Origin of the sequence: Aquidulcibacter paucihalophilus, assembly GCF_002105465.1 — a bacterium.
GTDB lineage: Bacteria > Pseudomonadota > Alphaproteobacteria > Caulobacterales > Aquidulcibacteraceae > Aquidulcibacter > Aquidulcibacter paucihalophilus.
Genome location: NZ_NCSQ01000022.1, coordinates 21,849 through 39,066 on the forward strand (window position 1 = coordinate 21,849; position 17,218 = coordinate 39,066).

Annotated in this window: 13 protein-coding genes; 7 read left to right on the plus strand and 6 right to left on the minus strand. The window is 54.5% G+C overall.

What is annotated here, in order from left to right; genetic code table 11:
• Positions 1–8 precede the first annotated feature (8 nt).
• Both dxs and B7364_RS01605 read left to right on the plus strand, forming a co-directional pair.
• Positions 9–1,934 carry a 1-deoxy-D-xylulose-5-phosphate synthase gene (gene dxs, locus B7364_RS01600; RefSeq protein ID WP_085338190.1) on the plus strand — a complete coding sequence of 642 codons (1,926 nt, stop codon included), beginning with the start codon at positions 9–11 and terminating at the stop codon, positions 1,932–1,934.
• Positions 1,935–2,056: 122 nt separating this feature from the next.
• Positions 2,057–4,057, plus strand: coding sequence for a TIR domain-containing protein (locus B7364_RS01605; RefSeq protein ID WP_157893415.1), 2,001 nt, complete (start codon positions 2,057–2,059; stop codon positions 4,055–4,057).
• A gap of 4 nt (positions 4,058–4,061) precedes the next feature.
• Here B7364_RS01605 and B7364_RS01610 read toward each other — a convergent pair whose 3' ends face one another.
• Positions 4,062–5,144, minus strand: a complete 1,083-nt coding sequence (locus tag B7364_RS01610; RefSeq protein WP_085338192.1) for a serine protease — start codon at positions 5,142–5,144, stop codon at positions 4,062–4,064.
• 220 nt (positions 5,145–5,364) lie between these two features.
• On the opposite strand from B7364_RS01610, the gene B7364_RS01615 reads away from it, so the two are divergent.
• Positions 5,365–5,661: a hypothetical protein gene (locus tag B7364_RS01615; protein WP_085338193.1), complete on the plus strand. Its 297-nt coding sequence runs from the start codon at positions 5,365–5,367 to the stop codon at positions 5,659–5,661.
• 104 nt (positions 5,662–5,765) lie between these two features.
• Here the strand turns inward: B7364_RS01615 and B7364_RS01620 are convergent, their stop codons facing one another.
• Entirely contained in the window at positions 5,766–6,794 is a 1,029-nt protein-coding gene (locus B7364_RS01620) for a serine protease (protein ID WP_157893416.1), read from the minus strand.
• 296 nt (positions 6,795–7,090) lie between these two features.
• On the opposite strand from B7364_RS01620, the gene B7364_RS01625 reads away from it, so the two are divergent.
• Positions 7,091–9,112: a hypothetical protein gene (locus tag B7364_RS01625; protein WP_157893417.1), complete on the plus strand. Its 2,022-nt coding sequence runs from the start codon at positions 7,091–7,093 to the stop codon at positions 9,110–9,112.
• A gap of 216 nt (positions 9,113–9,328) precedes the next feature.
• Positions 9,329–9,499, plus strand: a complete 171-nt coding sequence (locus tag B7364_RS01630; protein ID WP_085338196.1) for a Flp family type IVb pilin — start codon at positions 9,329–9,331, stop codon at positions 9,497–9,499.
• Positions 9,500–9,596: 97 nt separating this feature from the next.
• On the opposite strand, the gene B7364_RS01635 is transcribed toward B7364_RS01630, so the two are convergent.
• Both B7364_RS01635 and B7364_RS01640 read right to left on the minus strand, forming a co-directional pair.
• Positions 9,597–12,578, minus strand: coding sequence for a TonB-dependent receptor domain-containing protein (locus B7364_RS01635; protein ID WP_085338197.1), 2,982 nt, complete (start codon positions 12,576–12,578; stop codon positions 9,597–9,599).
• A 265-nt stretch (positions 12,579–12,843) separates the two neighbouring features.
• Entirely contained in the window at positions 12,844–13,545 is a 702-nt protein-coding gene (locus B7364_RS01640; RefSeq protein WP_085338198.1) for a VIT1/CCC1 transporter family protein, read from the minus strand.
• A gap of 172 nt (positions 13,546–13,717) precedes the next feature.
• On the opposite strand from B7364_RS01640, the gene B7364_RS01645 reads away from it, so the two are divergent.
• A complete protein-coding gene (locus B7364_RS01645; protein WP_085338199.1) occupies positions 13,718–14,293 on the plus strand; it encodes a precorrin-2 dehydrogenase/sirohydrochlorin ferrochelatase family protein in 576 nt (191 codons plus the stop codon).
• Here the strand turns inward: B7364_RS01645 and B7364_RS01650 are convergent.
• Positions 14,290–15,327: a VOC family protein gene (locus tag B7364_RS01650; protein ID WP_085338200.1), complete on the minus strand. Its 1,038-nt coding sequence runs from the start codon at positions 15,325–15,327 to the stop codon at positions 14,290–14,292. The two genes, B7364_RS01645 and B7364_RS01650, sit on opposite strands and share 4 nt — an antisense overlap.
• A gap of 62 nt (positions 15,328–15,389) precedes the next feature.
• Positions 15,390–16,442: a phosphatidylglycerol lysyltransferase domain-containing protein gene (locus tag B7364_RS01655; protein WP_157893418.1), complete on the minus strand. Its 1,053-nt coding sequence runs from the start codon at positions 16,440–16,442 to the stop codon at positions 15,390–15,392.
• A 119-nt stretch (positions 16,443–16,561) separates the two neighbouring features.
• Here B7364_RS01655 and msrA point away from each other — a divergent pair, with 119 nt between their 5' ends.
• Positions 16,562–17,218 carry a peptide-methionine (S)-S-oxide reductase MsrA gene (gene msrA, locus B7364_RS01660; protein ID WP_085338202.1) on the plus strand — a complete coding sequence of 219 codons (657 nt, stop codon included), beginning with the start codon at positions 16,562–16,564 and terminating at the stop codon, positions 17,216–17,218.

Below are 17,218 nucleotides of genomic sequence, written 5' to 3' on the forward strand. Positions count from 1 at the left end.
AGCAGGCCATGCGCGAAACCCCGCTCTTGGATAGAATCCAAACTCCGGCAGACATGCGGTTCTTGGAACGCGAGGAACTGACCCAATTGGCTGGAGAAGTTCGCGATACCATGATTGATGCAGTCTCGGTCACAGGCGGTCACTTGGGTGCGGGTCTGGGCGTAGTTGAGCTGACGGTTGCGCTTCATCATGTCTTTGATACCCCGAATGATATTCTGATCTGGGATGTTGGCCACCAAGCCTATCCCCACAAGATTCTGACAGGTCGTCGCGACCGCATCCGAACGCTGCGTCAAGCCAACGGCCTCTCGGGTTTCACCAAGCGCAGTGAAAGCGTATATGACCCCTTTGGCGCAGCCCATGCGGCAACCTCGATTTCTGCAGCGCTCGGCTTCTGTGTAGCGCGCGATCTCAAGGGTGAAAGTAATCATGTCATCGCCGTAATTGGCGATGGCTCTATGACTGCCGGCATGGCCTATGAGGCGATGAATATCGCAGCATCTTCCACCAAGCGACTGATCGTCATCTTAAACGATAACGATATGTCGATTGCGCCACCGGTTGGCGCGATGAGCAATTATTTTGCGCGCTTGTTGTCGGGGCGCTCATTTCTATCGCTGCGTAAGGCGGCCAAGAAAATGATCGAAGTGTGGCCTTTACCTTTGGCAGATGCTGCCCGTAAGGCCGATGAATTTGCCCGTGGGATGGTTCAAGGCGGCACGTTCTTCGAAGAGCTAGGGTTTCATTACATCGGGGTCGTGGACGGTCATGATCTCGATACGCTGGTCCCAATCTTGCGCAATGCCAGCGAGATTGACCATAAGCCAGTGCTTGTTCATGTTCGCACCCAGAAGGGCAAGGGTTATGCTCCCGCGGAAAGCGCAGCCGACAAATATCATGGCGTTTCAAAATTCAACGTCATCACTGGCGAGCAGCAGAAAGCCCCGGCCGGTCCGCCCTCTTATACCAAAGTCTTCGGCGACTCCTTGGTCCATGAAGCGCGGAAGGATTCTCGCGTCGTAGCCATCACGGCCGCCATGCCGACGGGCACGGGACTGGATGTGTTTGAAGCCGCTTTCCCAGATCGCATGTTCGATGTTGGGATTGCGGAACAGCATGCCGTGACTTTTGCGGCCGGACTTGCTGCCGACGGCATGAAGCCATTTGCGGCAATCTATTCCACCTTCTTGCAGCGCGGTTATGATCAAGTCGTGCATGACGTGGCTATCCAGAAACTACCTGTACGTTTTGCTATTGATCGCGCCGGTCTCGTTGGTGCAGACGGGGCCACCCACGCAGGTTCGTTTGACATTGGTTTCCTGGGTGCCTTGCCGGGTTTTGTAATGATGGGGGCTGCAGACGAGGTGGAGCTGGCGCGGATGGTTGCAACTTGTGCAGCCTATGATGATGGGCCCAGCGGCGTACGCTATCCCCGTGGTGAAGCTTTAGGCCTTGCAATCCCTGCAGACCCTGCACCGCTTGAAATCGGCAAGGGCCGAATTGTTCGCGAGGGGACAAAGATCGCGCTCTTGTCGTTTGGGGCTCGATTGAGTGACACCTTGCGCGCCGCAGATCGTCTCAACGCCATGGGCTTGTCGACGACTGTGGCAGATGCCCGATTTGCCAAGCCAATTGACGAGGATCTGGTTCGCCGCTTAGCGCGTGAGCACGAGGTCTTGATTACCATTGAAGAAGGTGCGGTGGGTGGCTTTGGCGCGTTTGTTCTCCACTTCCTCGCCAAAGAAGGGGCGCTGGACAAAGGCTTGCGCATTCGAACGCTAACCTTGCCTGATCGTTTCCAGGATCAAGCAAGCCCGGCGGCGATGATCGCCGAAGCCGGTCTTGATAGTCAGGGCATTCAGGCTGCGGCCTTAGGGGCGCTTGGGCTCGACGAGGCGGCGTTGCATGCAGCATCGGGCTTAGTCCGTGCTTAAGGTTCAGCTGACGTGCCGTTACCAACGGCAAATCGCTTGATTTTGATCCCCTATTTGGCCAAAGGCCTCGACGATCTGCCCAGCTTTCTATAGAGGCTTTAGCGAAAGCATGGGGAATTTGCGTGCCGGACATTTTCCTATCCTATAATCGAGAGGACCAAGCCAAAGCGCGGCTGTTTGCTGATGCGTTTGCGGCTGAGGGCTTCAAAGTTTGGTGGGATACAACGCTCCGCGCCGGTGAGGCTTATGACGAAGTGACGGAGCGGGCGCTTCGCGATGCGGGTGCTGTCGTTGTCTTATGGTCCAAAAAATCTGTAGCTTCGCGCTGGGTTCGCGCCGAGGCAACCGTCGCCCACCGCCAGAAGACCTTGGTCCCCGCCATGATTGAGGCCTGCGAACGCCCAATCATGTTTGAACTCACTCAAACGGCCGAACTTAGCCATTGGTCAGGTGACCGAGCAGATCCTGCTTGGCGGTCATTCTTGGCCGATGTGCGCCAACATTTGGCTGCCCGATCCAAAGACGACGAGGTGAAGAAGCCTGATGCCCCTCTTGGCGAAGTGCCCAGCGTTCAAGAGGTTTATTCAGATCCAAAGTCGAAGCAAGGCGTCAATCGGCGCATGCTGATTGGCGGTGGCGTGGCAGGCTTAAGTCTTGCCGGCACTGGGTTGATATGGTGGCTAAACCGCCAAGAGCAAAGTGGCGGTCTCCATGGGTCGACAGCACCAGAAGACAATCGTGTCGCGGTGCTGCCGTTCAAGAATCTGAGTGGCGATCCGAAGCAGGATTATTTTGCCGATGGACTTTCGGCAGAGGTTCGCGCCGAGCTGGCGCGCAATGCTGCATTGCAAGTGGCGGCGCAGACATCTTCCTCCGCTTTCAAGGATCGGACTCAGTCCGCGAAGGAAATGGCAGAAAAGTTAGGCGTTGCCTATTTGCTCGATGGCAATGCGCGCAAGGCCGATTCCACGGTGCGAGTGAATGCTGAATTGATTGATGGTCGTACGGGTTTCAGCTTGTGGGCCGAAACCTTTGAGCGCCCGCTTGATAATGTGTTCGCGGTACAGAGCGAGATTGCGGCATCGGTTACCACCGCGCTGGTCGACCGCGTCGCGCGCCAGGCCTCTGAAGGCAAGCTGGCCAAAGGGCCTGGACGGGTCAGTTCTGGCGGCACTGAAAATGTTGCTGCCTTTGAGCATAAACTTAAGGGTCGTGCCTTGTTTGAGTCCGCTTTAGGCGGGCAGACCGACCTTGATGCCTTGGCTGAATTTGAGGCTGCCCTCGCCCTTGATCCAAATTATGCCGCCGCTCATGCATGGCGTTCGCGCACGCTTTCGGTGTTATATGGGCAGTCCATGGCATCAAGCACGGCAGAAAGGATGCGACTCGATGCCATTGAGGCAGCGCGTCGTGCTGTGGCCATTGCCCCCGATTTTGCCGACGGATACTCGGCCTTGGGCTTTAGCCTCTTTAATGTCGGGTTGGACGTCAAAGCTGCAAAGACGGTTTTCGAACAATCGGTTGAATATGGGCGGGGCGATGGTGATGTCTTGACTGGTTTTGCGGTCTTCTGTGCCCGCACGGGTCGGTTCGGTGAGGCGGCTGCCACGATTGCACGCGCGGCAACTTTGGACCCCTTAAATCCAACTGTGTTTCGCTCGGCTGGCACAATTGAGCTCTTGGCTCGCCGATACGCCGCAGCACTCCCTTTCTTTGATCGGGCCTTGAGCATCAACCCAAAGATGAGCGTTGCACCCAGCCTTCGTGGAACAGCTCTCATGCTGCTGGGGCGCCAAGGGGAAGCGCGACAGGCTTTTGAAGCCGAACCAAATCGCGTCTTCGCCCTCCCGGGTCTTGCAATTTTGGATCATCAGGCCGATCAGAAGGCTTCTGCGCAAGCCAATTTTGAAAAACTTGTTCGCGAGGCCGGGGACTCGGGCCTCTATCAGCAGGCACAGGTGCTTGCTATGTGGGGTGAGTTGGATCGTGCAGTGGCGCAATTACGACGGGCCTATGAGGTCAAGGATGCAGGTCTTGCCAATCTGTATACCGATCCCCTCCTCGACAAGCTGAAGGGCAATTCAGAGTACCAGCGCCTCCTGAAAGTAATCGGCTTTGTTTAGGTCTCTATGGGAAGGATCTTTGGTTCTCAGGGAGGCGCTTGGCCGCTCTGATCCACTCAATATGCATGGCGATACGCGTATAGACGCCGGGGAATCCTCGAAAGCCGCATCCCTTTCCCCAACTCACAATGCCAACTTGGATCGGCGTGCCCTGCCCATTGACGATCGTCATTGGTCCTCCGCTATCGGCTTGGCAGGCATCTTGGCTCTCCTCACCGGTGCGATCATTTAACATCTGACTATCTGGTTCCCGCGCGCACAATACCGTTGAATTGATCCGATCGGGAGAGGCAAGCTTCTCAGCACAGGGTGCGGTTGGCATGCGCTGTAATTGGACCTTCTGCAAGATTGGGGAGAAGCTGTCTTTGTCTCGATAGGATGTGAGTCCCCATCCCGTGACCGTAAAGAGTTGATTTGGCGTCAAAGAGGGGCCCGAAGGCAAATCGCCGTGCAAAGTGATGGGCTGAACGCCATAGCGTGACAAGTCCCACTTCAGGAGCCGCTCATCCACAAAATGTAGAAGGGCGATATCGTTGAGTTTTTGGTTCGAATTATAGCCTGAGTGACGCACGGCCCGGTCAATTCGAAAGCTTACCCCTTCATCTTTGCTGATGTCGCGGGCACCAAGTCGTACGCGATATTGGCTTAGATCGAAATTCGCATCCTCAAAACAATGCGCCGCGGTCAAAACCCAATTATTACCAATATAGGAGCCACCGCAGAGTACATGGTCCTTCCAATTCTGATAGGGATTCCTGCCCTCTTTGAGATCATAGGCCCGAAAGATCTGCACTTGCCAGGGGGCTTCTCCTGGCCCGACGCTTTGCCCACCAATGATTGTCTCTTCGCACGACTGAAGGGCGCTTTGTCCCGCTCTGCACGGTGGCAGAGTTTGGCTTATGCCATCGGGGGTCGGCTCAGCGTCCAACTCCGCACCCCCCAAAATCCCTGAACCCGGTTCTGGTTCGGCTGTCGCTTGGGCTTGGGCAGATAAGGGAGAGATGGCGATAACCACGCTGATCACTGCGACCGCCAGCAACTGAACGTTCGAAAAGACGTGTTTGGGATTGGCCGCGTTCTGGGTCATGTTTAGGGCTCCACAGGCATTTTCTAAATCAGATTAGGCAAGCGATTGCCCATATTTGCCCATTTTGGCGCGGCTGCAACAAAAATCGGACCCCCTGGTAAACAAATCGGAGCGGAGAGGCAGGATGAGGGCCTGAAAAGAGCCTGACTTGCTATTTTCATCATTGCCAAATCGGCGGGTCAGCATAAGCTCTAGGTCCAATTGTTTGGGAGGGTCTGAAATGTTGAAATTGAAACTCATTGCGCTTGCCGCTGTTGCCGGCATTGCAGTGGCTGGTTGCAGCCAACCAAAGGCTACCGAGCCTGCCGCTGACGCAGCGGCCACGAATGAAGTTGCACCTGCGGCTGATGCTGCAGCAGATGCTGCTATGAACGCGACGGACGCGGCCGCCGCGATGCCTACAGAAGGCATGAATGCTGTCGATGCTGGGACAAATACTGTCGAGGACGCGGTCCCACCGGAAGAAGATCGCGCAAACCCCGACCGTCGAGCTCCAGCCAGCTCCGAACCTAAATAAGACTTCATCCTCAGCAGGATCTGAACGTCGCGTTCGGCAATTCAAAGGCGGGTGCAAAGCAGGGATGCGTGTGCCCGCCTTTCTCATATCGCCACCCGTTCGCGCTAGCGGAGTGTCGTGACAGTTTCGGGTGCGGCCATAGCCCGCCTGATCCACCCTAAATGAGCCGAGACGCGGGTATAGACGCCGGGGACACCAGGGGTGGCGCAACCTTTGCCCCAACTCACAATGCCGACCTGAACCGCGATCACCCGCCGGCTGTCAAAGTGATAAACCTTTGTGTTTAAGGGGCCGCCGCTATCGCCTTGGCACGCATCTCGACCTGGCCCAATGGCGCAAATCACGCTGGCATTGACACGTTCGGGTGCCTTCAAAGCTTGCGCGCAGAACTCGTTCGGCATCCGGTTGAGTTGGAAACCTAAAAGATACTTCGAATTGCGACCGTCCGGGCCTACCGATGTCACCCCCCAACCCATTGTGATGAGCTCCTCTTCCGGCTTCAAGCGAGGGCCCTCCGGCAAGCTCCCGTGCAGCGCGATGGGCTCTATGCCAAGTTCGCGAAGTGGTCTTTTGTTTGGGCGCTCATCAACAAAGCGAACCAAGGCAATATCATTGAGTTTTGTCTTCGGATCATAATCCTGGTGGACGACGGCACGATCAATTCGAAACGCGACACCTTCGGGTGTTGATAGGTCTCCAACACCGAGACGGACGGTAAGGCCATAGCGCCGCATCTCGTCACGCTTGATACAATGAGCGGCGGTAAGGATCCAGTTTGGCGCAATCAACGACCCGCCACATAGATGATTAAGCTCCCATAGGGGATACTTGCGAAGCGTCGTGGCGCGATATTCTGACGCGGGGATATTGGTTGAAAGCTGTGCTTGCCACGGCGCTTTGTCTTTATCGAGAAAGAAGCCGCCAATGCCTTTATGGGTGCAATATTTTGGTCTGCCATCAAGGAAATAGATACACCCGCCCAAAACATCTAAGCGTTCAAAAGGGGCTACCTCAAGGTCCTGATCTGCCTCACCTTGAATCGTTTCGGGCAAAGCGAAGGGCGCATCTGGCTCTTCTGACTGTGCTGCCGCGTTGGAGCCCATAGCGGCCACCGCCAGGCATGCTATGCGCAACAATCGTATCCAGAGGGGGGAGCTTGAAGGAGACACAAAAGTTATCCACCATGGATCAATTAGCTATGGAGTATCGATCAGGTGGTGTAAAAATCAAGGTGTGAAAGGGCGAATTCGGCCTCATTAAACCCTCGACGAGAGCATTAGGCTCCTGTAACGCTGGCATAGGGATTGTTATTCTAGGTTGGAAGACGACGTGGCGCAGATGGATGTTTTGGAGGTGCGACATTGTCGCCTCGAGAGCCTTTGGCCCAGTAAGGAGAACCCGTTGCATGAAGACCCGCTAGGCGGCTTCCATGTCTAACCCTGCTCGATTTCCAGCGCCTTCCGCCCCTTCGATCCGACTTTGCTTGGGGGTTACTGGTCACCGCGACGCCAATCCCGCCTTTTCAGTTAATCGAAGTGCCATAGAAGAAGCTTTAGCCGAAGTATTCGATTTGTTTGATTTGGTGGTCGCTGCCGAGCGCGTGGCAAATCCGACTAAGGTTGTTGCTGAGACCCGGATGCATTCCTTGTTGGTTGATGGCCTCGATCAAATTGCAGCGCGTCAAGCCCTAGGGCGCGCGTGGGAATTGGTCGCGCCATTGCCATTTGGCCGTCGATTGAACACAGCGGTTAACGCCCATCCGCTAAATGCCGACGAAGCTCGTTTTCTTCTTTCGGGGGATGGGGTCTGTTCTGCGGCAACGCAAGAGCGGGCTACCATTATTGACGACCTTGTCGAGTCTGCTCGACTCTTTGAGTTGGCAGATCGAGATGCATTAATCGAGCGTCTCTATTTGGCAAAGCTCTCCGCTCCGACGGATGTAGATGCGGCGCAGGCATATTCTTTTGCCGCTTCTGAGCGTGTTGCATTGGCTGCTCAGGTGATGATTGAACAATCTGACATGGTCGTTGGTGTCTGGGATGGTGGAAGCACCAGCTTCGTTGGGGGTACCGGACATACCATTGCGCTCGCATTATCAATGGGCACGCCCGTATTGTGGATTGACGCACGTAACCCACGGAATTGGCACATCTTGCAAGTGCCAGAGCATTTGGCCGCTTTGCCGCACTCCGCAGGCGAAGCGCGCCAGCCGATAGCCGAATTGCGGGCGCTTGTGGAAACTGTTTTGCGACCAACACCTGGTAAGACCATGGCGCATAAAGGGGACCACGAAGACGGACTTAAGGCTCTCGATGCCGAAAAGTGGCGACCAAAGAGCCAGTTTATATGGCATGGTTATCGTCGGGTTGAGGCTTTCTTCGGTTCAGAGCGGATGCGCGATCGGTTTCGCAATCTCACCATTCACTATGAAAGCCCGGACGCGATCTTGACCGGTAGCGGCCAATCGCAAATTGAGGCGGCCCGCAATCTTCTGCAGCAAGACCCCAGTTTTGTTACGAGGATTTCAACCGACATTCTAAAGCGGCTTGCATGGGCTGATGGCATCTCGTCGCATTTATCCGATGCCTATCGCGGCGGGATGGTGTTGAACTTCCTATTTGGAGCTTTCGCCGTGGTGGGGGGCATTGCCTACCTGCCCATTGCATCGAGTGAGCAAAAGTGGATTTTTGCCGGCTTTGAGCTGGTTTTGCTTGCCGGCATTCTCGCAATCACGTGGGTTGGTCAGAAGCGACGGTGGCACAGGCGTTGGTTTGAAACACGCCGTGTTGCCGAATATTTGCGCCATGCAACCATCCTCCTTACGCTGGGTGTGGCGCGTCCAAGTGGTCGCTGGCCACGGGGTACCCAAACGTCTTGGCCAGAATGGTACGTACGTCATGGCTTGCGAGATGTTGGTTTGCCGCGCGTGACCATCACGTCGGCTTATCTGCGGACAGCGCTATCTGATCTTGTTCTACGTCATGTCGCGGCACAGAGTGCCTATCACCGACAGAAGTCCAAGCGCCTGCACAAGACACATCATCGTTTAGACCAATTGTCCGAAGCCCTCTTCACCCTCGCCGTACTTTCGGTCTCTCTTTATCTTGCCCTAAAGCTTGCTGGCTCAACCCAGGTGATCGACAAGGAAGTGGCGAGCCATTTTTCAAAACTCTTTACCTTTCTTGGTGTCTTTCTGCCGACCTTTGGCGGTGCCATCGCATCTATTCGCTATTTCGGTGATTTTGAGCGTTTCTCCGCTATTTCAGAGGTCACAGCCGAAAAGCTTGATGTGATTGCCGAGCGGGGAGCGCTCCTACTTGCTGGCCCTGATGATCTCATTTCTTATGCGCATGTCGCCGAACTTGCTCATGCTACAGATGACGTGGTGGTGAATGAGATTGAGAATTGGCAGTCTGTGTTTGGCGGAAAGAATATAACGGTGCCAGTCTAGTTACTAATGGGTTTTATTTGCGGGTTTATACCAATGATGATCTATAGTTATCTGGCCCATTTTGGTGCAGAGCCATATTAATACTAGGGACGATAAGTTATTCACTATCAGTTTTACCTGATCTTTATAGTTTTGCTCTAAGTGTGTCCGCAGTGGAGATAGGTTTCTCGAATAGAAGGCACCGTCTCACGTGCGCATGTCAGAAGGAAAAGTCCGTTGAAAAAGTTTCTACAAAAGTTTCGGAAGGGCCAATCTGGCGCAACAGCCATTGAATATGGTTTGATCGCCGCCTTGATTGCTGTTGTGTTGATTACCTCCTTGGGTCGTCTTGGCAACAATATGAGCCTTCGCTTCAACAGCATCGGTACATCGATCGGCAGCCGTTAAGCCTGAAGATAATCATTGGGGATTATATCCCTCAAGCAAAAGAACGGGGCCATCAGGCCCCGTTTTCATATCTGCGATTTCAAAAGCGGGTCGGGCTTTAGAATTCATATTCGAGGCTAAGCGTGAACGCGCGACCGCGTGGGTCGGTTACACGTGGGTCCCACGAGCTACCGCTGCCCAAGTCAGAATCATAGCTCAAGGTGAAGGGTGGATCTTCATTCAACAGATTTTTGATGCCGCCCGTGATCACCATATTCTTGATCCCGCGATAGGTCACAGTGGTGTTATAAGTCGTGTAGCTCTTCACGCGTTGCTGATAGTTTGGTGGAACAAATACGCCCGATGCAATGCCCAGATAGTTCGCATTGTCCAAATAGCTGGGACGGTAGGACTGCGACAAAGTCGCTGACCAGTCACCGCGGGTCAGCGTCACATAGGCATTGTGTCGCCAAGACAGGGTCAAGTCTTGGAAGCGGGTCCATCTATCGACTTCATTCGCGCCATAGGGCGCTGACGGTAGCAGCTTAGATTGGCGGTTGATAATATGGGTACCGTCGAGCGCTGCGCTCCACTTTGTGCCCATGATCTCGCCGCTATTGCGCAAGCTGATTTCCATACCTTCCATCAAATTGCCGCCAGCGTTCAAGATACGGCGGTCGATGGTTATGATACGGCCCGACACAGGATCGCGAACGAATTTGCCCTCGAAGTCAGAATAGTTCTGTTGCAATTGCGTGCGGGTCAGGGTTGCGATTGTGCCGGTGCGCTCAATCCGCCACCAGTCTACCGAAGCCGACGCATTCTTGGCAAAATTCAAGACAAAGCCAAAGGAAAGATTCTCAGCCTCTTCGGGGCCGAGGCCCAGATTACCGCCGGTGATTTCACGGACTGGGCCGAGGTCCAAAATGTTGCTGCATCCGGGCAAGGTTGAAACAACCAAGGTTGGGCAGGTTTTGGGATCCACCACTGCTGAGCCCAAAGCCAAGTCGACCGCTGTTACACCATTATAGATTTGGTTGAACGATGGAACCCGGAACCCAGTGCTATAGGAGCCACGGAACAGCAACATGTCCAATGGCTTATATTTGAATGAATATTTTGGATTGGTTGTCCGACCAAATCCGTCGTATTCGTCAACCCGCCCGGCAATGGTGAATTCAAGGTTCTCAAGGACTGGGAAAACCATTTCAGCAAAAACAGCCTTCACATCCCGGCTTACGGCGCTGAGAGCATTGGCATCATCAAACGGGGCCCCCAGAATGTTAGCCCGTTCTGCAGCTACACGACGATCGCCATTGAACTCGTACTCTTCTGTACGGAAGTCGAAACCAATAGCCGCGTAGGCCTTGCCGCCTGGAAGGTCGAAAATCGGCCCGGACATAGATCCGTCAAATTGGGTGACGGTGAACTTGCCACCAAACAGGGTGACACCGCGAGCAGAGGCTGTTTCGAGTGCCGCAAGCGCGGCGGCAGTTTGCTGTTGGCCGGGCAACAGGAATGGATTGATGACCCCAGAGTTGAAGACATTCACAATGCCATTGTTGCGTTGAACGCCATTAACCGTGAGTGCGTTGCGGTAATAATACCCGCTGCCCAAAGTCGACTCCGCTTCACTGGTGGCCTGAGAAGCGCCGACGCGATAATTCCAGTCACCAAATGGCAGGGGGCCGTCGGCACCCAAGAAGAAGCGACTGGTTTTAGTATTCGTGCTGATTTCGCGACGTCCGCACTCAATACAGCGCCAGCGCATTGCGATTGGCAGGTTCAGTGCGCGGCGACCAGCCAAAGCCGTATCGGTTGGGAAAGCAGCCACCAGCGCATTTGCGATCCGGTCATAGATTGCTTCATTTACACCTGGAACTCGGAAATAAGCGAAGTTCAAGGAGGTTGAGTCAGGACCGCTGATTGCCGTCGCATTGGGAATGAGCTGAATGTGCGAGAAGCGATTGTCCGCGGTCGCATCCGAAGCGGTGAATTCGCCGACAATCTGATGATTGCCGAGACGATAAACAGCACGGACCAGACCGTTTAAGGTCTCTTGTTCTTGTTGAATGCTGGCCTGCTCACCTGAATCCCAAGAACAAGCCAAACTTGCCGTTACCGAATTGGTGGGCGAGAACCAAAGCTGCTCTGCGTAATCGTCCATATCTTTAATGGCCGAACAGCCAAGGCCACCCGGTAAAGCCAATGGGTTCACACCATTGGTGTAGCGCAGCGTGGTTGAGCCTGGGACCAGTGGTGCAGTTGCGGCGGTGCCCCAGAGTGTACCATTGGGCGTAAAGGGGGTGGCTGAGGTGGTTGCCAGCGGGAAAATAGTCCCGAAAGGCGTACCACGTGTGTCGACGGACAGACCGCGATTGATTTGGAAAGTATCGATAAAGTCGCGCTCACTTGCCAGCAATTCTTCGTTTTTCCGATAGCTGACGGTTGCCATAATATTGAAGTTTTGGGTCGAGATATCCCCATACCCGCCCAACAATGAGGCTTGATAAATGTTCCCGCCGCCCTGCTCGGTCACGTCGGTGAAGACGCGCGCGTTCAAGCCTTGGAAATCTGTCCGTGTGATGAAGTTGATAACGCCACCGATGGCATCGGTACCATAAATTGCCGATGCCCCATCTTTCAGAACGTCTATGCGCTGCATGGCAGCAACGGGCAATTGGTTGATATCAACCGCGCCACCATTGATCCCGTGCGCTGCGACGCGACGCCCATTGAGTAGGATCAAAGTCCCCGCCGAGCCTTGGCCGCGCAGGTTTGCAAATGAGCCACCACGAGCGCCACGGTTCTCAGTCACGTCAGCGTTGGAGGCAAGGTTGTCGATACCGGCAACGTTGGCGGTTAGATAAGCGATCAATTGCTCGGGGCTGGTTATACCTTCGCGCCTGAGGTCGTCTCGGCTGACGATCTGCAAAGGCAGGGCACTCGTCTCGACTTGCCGGCGGATGCTAGATCCGGTCACGATAATCGTTTCGACCGGCTTGGCCTCGGCCTCTGGTGTGGTGGCAGCTGTTTGTGCCAACGCGGGGCCGGCTAAACAGGTCAACAAACCGACCTGTGCCCAGTTGCGAAGTTTCATGGCTTATTCTCCCAAAGCTCAATGCGAAAACATCAAAAGGTATGGGAATCTCGGTCATGACGCAGATGCCAGTAACTGCCGATGCCCCCATCAGAAAGAATATACTAATCTTGTGTTGTGTTGCCGCGCAAGCGCGACGGTGGGGTCGCGAGGCGCCCAAACGGCTTTATGAAGCTGAACTTCCTCAATGTGATCACGCCGTGTGCACGTTTCTTGGGCATCATTGCGAAAATGACACACATCCGGAGTAGGCACATGCCATGCTTTAAACGATCCCCCCAATCATATGGCTGATCCCTGCGGTTAACCCCATCGCCAGCGCCCCCCAGAACGTCACACGCATGATAGCGGGTAAGGGTTTAGCCCCGCCGGTGGTTGCGCCTAGTCCGCCAAGAACGCCAAGAAAAACGAGTGCGCTAATCGACACAGCCGGGATAATGATCGTTGCTGGAACAAGGACAACAGTGGCCAAAGGCAAGGCAGCTCCAACGCTAAAGGTGGCGGCAGACGTCAAAGCAGCTTGAATGGGCTTGGCGGTGGTGTGTTCGCTAATGCCCAATTCGTCACGTGTGTGGGCGGCCAGCGCATCATGAGCCGTCATTTGGACAGCGACCTGATGCGCAAGGTCCCGTTCGAGACCTCGAGCCATGTAGATTGCTGTCAGTTCGGCAAGTTCGTGATCTGGGGTCTCAAGCAGTTCTTGACGCTCCTTCGAGATATCGGCAGCCTCACTATCGGCTTGCGAACTAACCGAGACATATTCGCCCGCTGCCATAGACATAGCGCCAGCCACTAGGCCTGCGACACCGGTCAAAAGGATGGAGTCCCGTGCTGCTGCTGCGGCAGCTACACCCACAATGAGACTTGCAGTTGAGACAATGCCATCATTGGCACCCAGAACGGCGGCGCGAAGCCAGCCAATGCGAGCAATTGCGTGGCGTTCGGTATGTCCAAGATGTCGCGGCATGGGGTTCTATTCCTTGATCAAGAAATCGTGAGCCAGTTACTTGCGCCAATTTTGAAGCGGCGTCGAGCAATCACAGCCGTAATCCGCCCGGCATTGGGTTCTGAGTCTCGTGTGGGCTTCAATCCAAACAGAAAGCCGCCTAAATGGGGCTGAAAGTTGACGAGGTGCCGGCATGATCCCAATTCATTTAGACCCAGCGAAGACTAGGATCGGCTTGGTGGGGCGCGGCCCCCTGACCGTTCGTCGATTGGGATGGTTTCAGGGTCTAGGTGTTACCCCTTTGCTCTTCTCTGATTGCCCCGGACCGGACCTTGCAGCGGCAGCAGGCTCTGAATTGATTTCACGTTTGCCCAATTCCGATGATTTGCTTTCCCTGCACGTGTTGTGGGTGGCAGATCTCGAGCCAGCAGAGGCCGAAGCTTTAGGGGCTGTGGCGCGCGCTGCAAAAGTGCTTCTCAATACCGAAGACGTTCTTCCCCTTTGTGACTTCCATACGCCAGCCATCGTCCGTCGTGGCCGTTTAGTGTTGAGCGCGGGGACTGGCGGCGGGAGTCCCGCGGCGGCCTCATTTGCGCGGGAACGTTTGGCTGCCGCCTTCCCTGAGGCCTGGGATGAGATGATGGAAGCTCTTGCCGCTGAGCGCCTGAAAATGAAGGAAGCTGGAGCAACTATGGCCGAGATGCGGGAAGCGGCTTTTGCGAAACTGATCGCTGCCTTCGGGCCTCCAAACCTTGGCGGTTCCTTCTAGGGTAGAACTTCAAAAGCTTCGACGATTCCGCCATTGGGGGATTGCACCCAAGCTGATTTCACTCGGCCATATGGCGCGAGGTGTGCCGTCAGATTCGTGGCATTTACTTCGATGCCTTTTGCCCGCACCTTGGCGATCCACACCTCGAGATTTGCAACGGGCAGCCGTATGGCGACAATCCCGCGATTTGAAAAGCGGGCGCGGGAGGCATGGTCGACCCCTTCGAGACCAACAAAGCGCATCAGCTCAACCCGACCATCTTCGCTTTGGCTCTCCCATAAAATCCCCGATCGTCGCGGAACTTGAGTTGAGAAATTGACGGGCAAGCCGAAATTGGTGGCGACTTCGGTCGTGTCTTCATAATTTCCAATGAACCAAGCGCCAAAGCCCAAGCCCTCTTGAAAGAAAGCGCGTTCAGCTTCGAAATCCTTGACCATGGTCATAACATTGAACACCCGACTGATGCCCTTTATGGTCTCCCACCCTTCCAGTTTAGGTACCAACCGCTCATAGATCGACACATTGACACCATCGGGTCCGCGGATCACGACATTGCGCAATTGAACGCCACCGAAGCTGAACTCTTGTGGACTGTTGTAAGCCGTCCAGCCACGGGAAATCGCCTTGTTATATAGCGTGGTCGCGTCTCGTGAGCGGGTCATCAGCGAAAACCAGCCACCCGGATCCCAAGCCTGTGCCGCCGGACGGATTGGCTCTGATTTTACGCCCTTCAAGGTGACCAAGCGGATCCAACCTTTTGCGTCACCTTCATTCACCAGCAGCACTTCTGTGCCTGTAACCGTGCCTTCTAATTTCCAAGCTCTGAGAATAACGGGGTCGATCGGCCCACGTGACGCCACTTTCCATCCCGCGTCTTCTGTAAAGAAGCTAACCCAAGGGCCAGGCTTTGAGACATGAACAACCACCTCCTGCCAACCTTTGCCGATCTCTGGCTGGAACGACTTGGCTGTTACAGAAGCAGGACTGACAAATAAGGTCAAAAACGACAGGAGAGCAAAGAGGATCGTACGCATGCGAACACTCTAGCCGTGCTTTCTGTGAAGTCGAGTGCGGATTTTGGCGTACGGCTGAAGAGCTATTGCGGCCGGTTGATCAATAGGGTCGCGCGCGCCAAAGCTACAAAATGTGAGACACCCTTTGGGGCAGCCAAATACACATCCTCCCAGTCCGGATGGAATTTGTTCTTGAACCGCCGGACGCCTTGGAAATTGTACAGCTTCTCGCCATGTTCATACATTAGCTTAGCGAGATTGGTGACGAAAGGTGAGCGGCTACACGGCTCGACGCCAGCCAGCGGCGATGTATTTAAGTCAAACGCCTGATAGCCTTCCGATTTGGCCCACAAGAAAAGCTCTGCGAAGAGATAATCCATCACGCCGTTCGGTGCGTCTTCTCCATAACGCATCAGGTCGACGCCAATGCGAGATTTATCTGCGGTAGGCCAAAGGCAGGCAAATGCAGCGATATGGCCATCGGCCGCACGCACGGTCGCCAGAGGCAGCCGATCAATATAGTGGACATCAAATCGGCCAAGCCCAAAGCCCTTTTCGCCCCCTGCCTGATGTGCCAGCCACTGATCAGAGATTGTCTGCAAACGAGCGAGATTAGCACGCACGGCACCCGGACCTTCAATGCGCACGCTAAAATGGTTCTTAATGTGTCGATTACGGTGGGTCCGAATGACTTGGCGTTGTTTGCCGTCAAGAGAGAAGGTCTTGAGATCCAAAATTGCGCGTTCGCCCGTCTTTACCTTATGCAAATTCAGTGCTTCAGCAATGGGGTCAAAATTTGGACCAATCCCATAAAATGCCGGCTTTGCACCACGATTTCGAGCTAGGTGGATAAAGCGCTGTGCAAGGCCTGTGGCTTCTTCTGCTTGGCCAACTGGCGCACCAAAGGCCAACCAAGTCCGCCCTTTTAGAGCAAAGCTCAAAAAGCTGCGACCCGAGGGGGAAAACAGCAAACGTTTGTCGCCCAACAGGGCTGCATTGGACTGCGGGTCGCAATAGGTAGCCCGCGACAAGATTAGGTCAGCGCGCGCCAAATCGCCTTCATGCACCTCCAACTTTGGTTTGCTCAAACCAAAACGGCGGGGAAGCAATCGCGGAGTGGCAAGTTCAGCTGTCATACTCATCCTAGTAGGTGTGGCAGAATGTGATTAATCAAAGACTGACACGCAACCCGAAAGACGCATCTGGCGTAAACGATCTTGAGACCTATATCTAGGAAAGCTCTGGAGCGATTACTATGCTATTTTCCAAACAGAAGAAATTACAAATGCCAGCGGCTCACGAAGCTTTGAAGGGCAGACCTACACCGCTAGATGTGCCCGCCGGTCACTTTGTCAATGGTCGGCCACTAAAGGGTCCTTGGCCGCAACCCCTCAAGACAGTGACTTTCGGTTTGGGTTGCTTCTGGGGCGCAGAGCGTAAATTCTGGCAGACGCCAGGCGTTTACGTAACGGCGGTGGGCTATAGCGCTGGCTACACGCCAAATCCGACCTATGAAGAAGTCTGCAGTGGGATGACAGGGCATAATGAAGTGGTTCTGGTAGTATATGACCCTAATGAGATCACTTTAGAGGCTTTACTGAAGGTTTTTTTCGAGAGTCATGATCCAACGCAGGGTATGCGCCAAGGAGGGGACATTGGTACCCAATATCGGTCTGGCATTTATGTGAATGATATTCATGACTTGCAGGTTGCCGAAGCTACGCGTGGCCAGTATGCAAAGGCTTTGGCAAAATCTGGCTATGGCCCGATTACCACCGAAGTGATGCAGGCACCGGAATTCTATTATGCTGAAGATTACCACCAACAATATTTGGCCAAAAATCCTGGAGGTTACTGTGGGATTGGTGGGACCGGCGTGGCTTGCTCGATCGGGACCGGTGTTGAAGTCTAG

Excerpts from the sequence above, each read along its gene's own strand:
- dxs (WP_085338190.1), top strand. The coding sequence starts at position 9 with ATGCGCGAAACCCCGCTCTTGGATAGAATCCAAACTCCGGCAGACATG.
- B7364_RS01610 (WP_085338192.1), bottom strand. The coding sequence starts at position 5,144 with ATGACCCAGAACGCGGCCAATCCCAAACACGTCTTTTCGAACGTTCAG.
- B7364_RS01615 (WP_085338193.1), top strand. The coding sequence starts at position 5,365 with ATGTTGAAATTGAAACTCATTGCGCTTGCCGCTGTTGCCGGCATTGCA.
- B7364_RS01625 (WP_157893417.1), top strand. The coding sequence starts at position 7,091 with ATGTCTAACCCTGCTCGATTTCCAGCGCCTTCCGCCCCTTCGATCCGA.
- B7364_RS01635 (WP_085338197.1), bottom strand. The coding sequence starts at position 12,578 with ATGAAACTTCGCAACTGGGCACAGGTCGGTTTGTTGACCTGTTTAGCC.
- B7364_RS01640 (WP_085338198.1), bottom strand. The coding sequence starts at position 13,545 with ATGCCGCGACATCTTGGACATACCGAACGCCACGCAATTGCTCGCATT.
- B7364_RS01645 (WP_085338199.1), top strand. The coding sequence starts at position 13,718 with ATGATCCCAATTCATTTAGACCCAGCGAAGACTAGGATCGGCTTGGTG.
- B7364_RS01650 (WP_085338200.1), bottom strand. The coding sequence starts at position 15,327 with ATGCGTACGATCCTCTTTGCTCTCCTGTCGTTTTTGACCTTATTTGTC.
- B7364_RS01655 (WP_157893418.1), bottom strand. The coding sequence starts at position 16,442 with ATGACAGCTGAACTTGCCACTCCGCGATTGCTTCCCCGCCGTTTTGGT.
- msrA (WP_085338202.1), top strand. The coding sequence starts at position 16,562 with ATGCTATTTTCCAAACAGAAGAAATTACAAATGCCAGCGGCTCACGAA.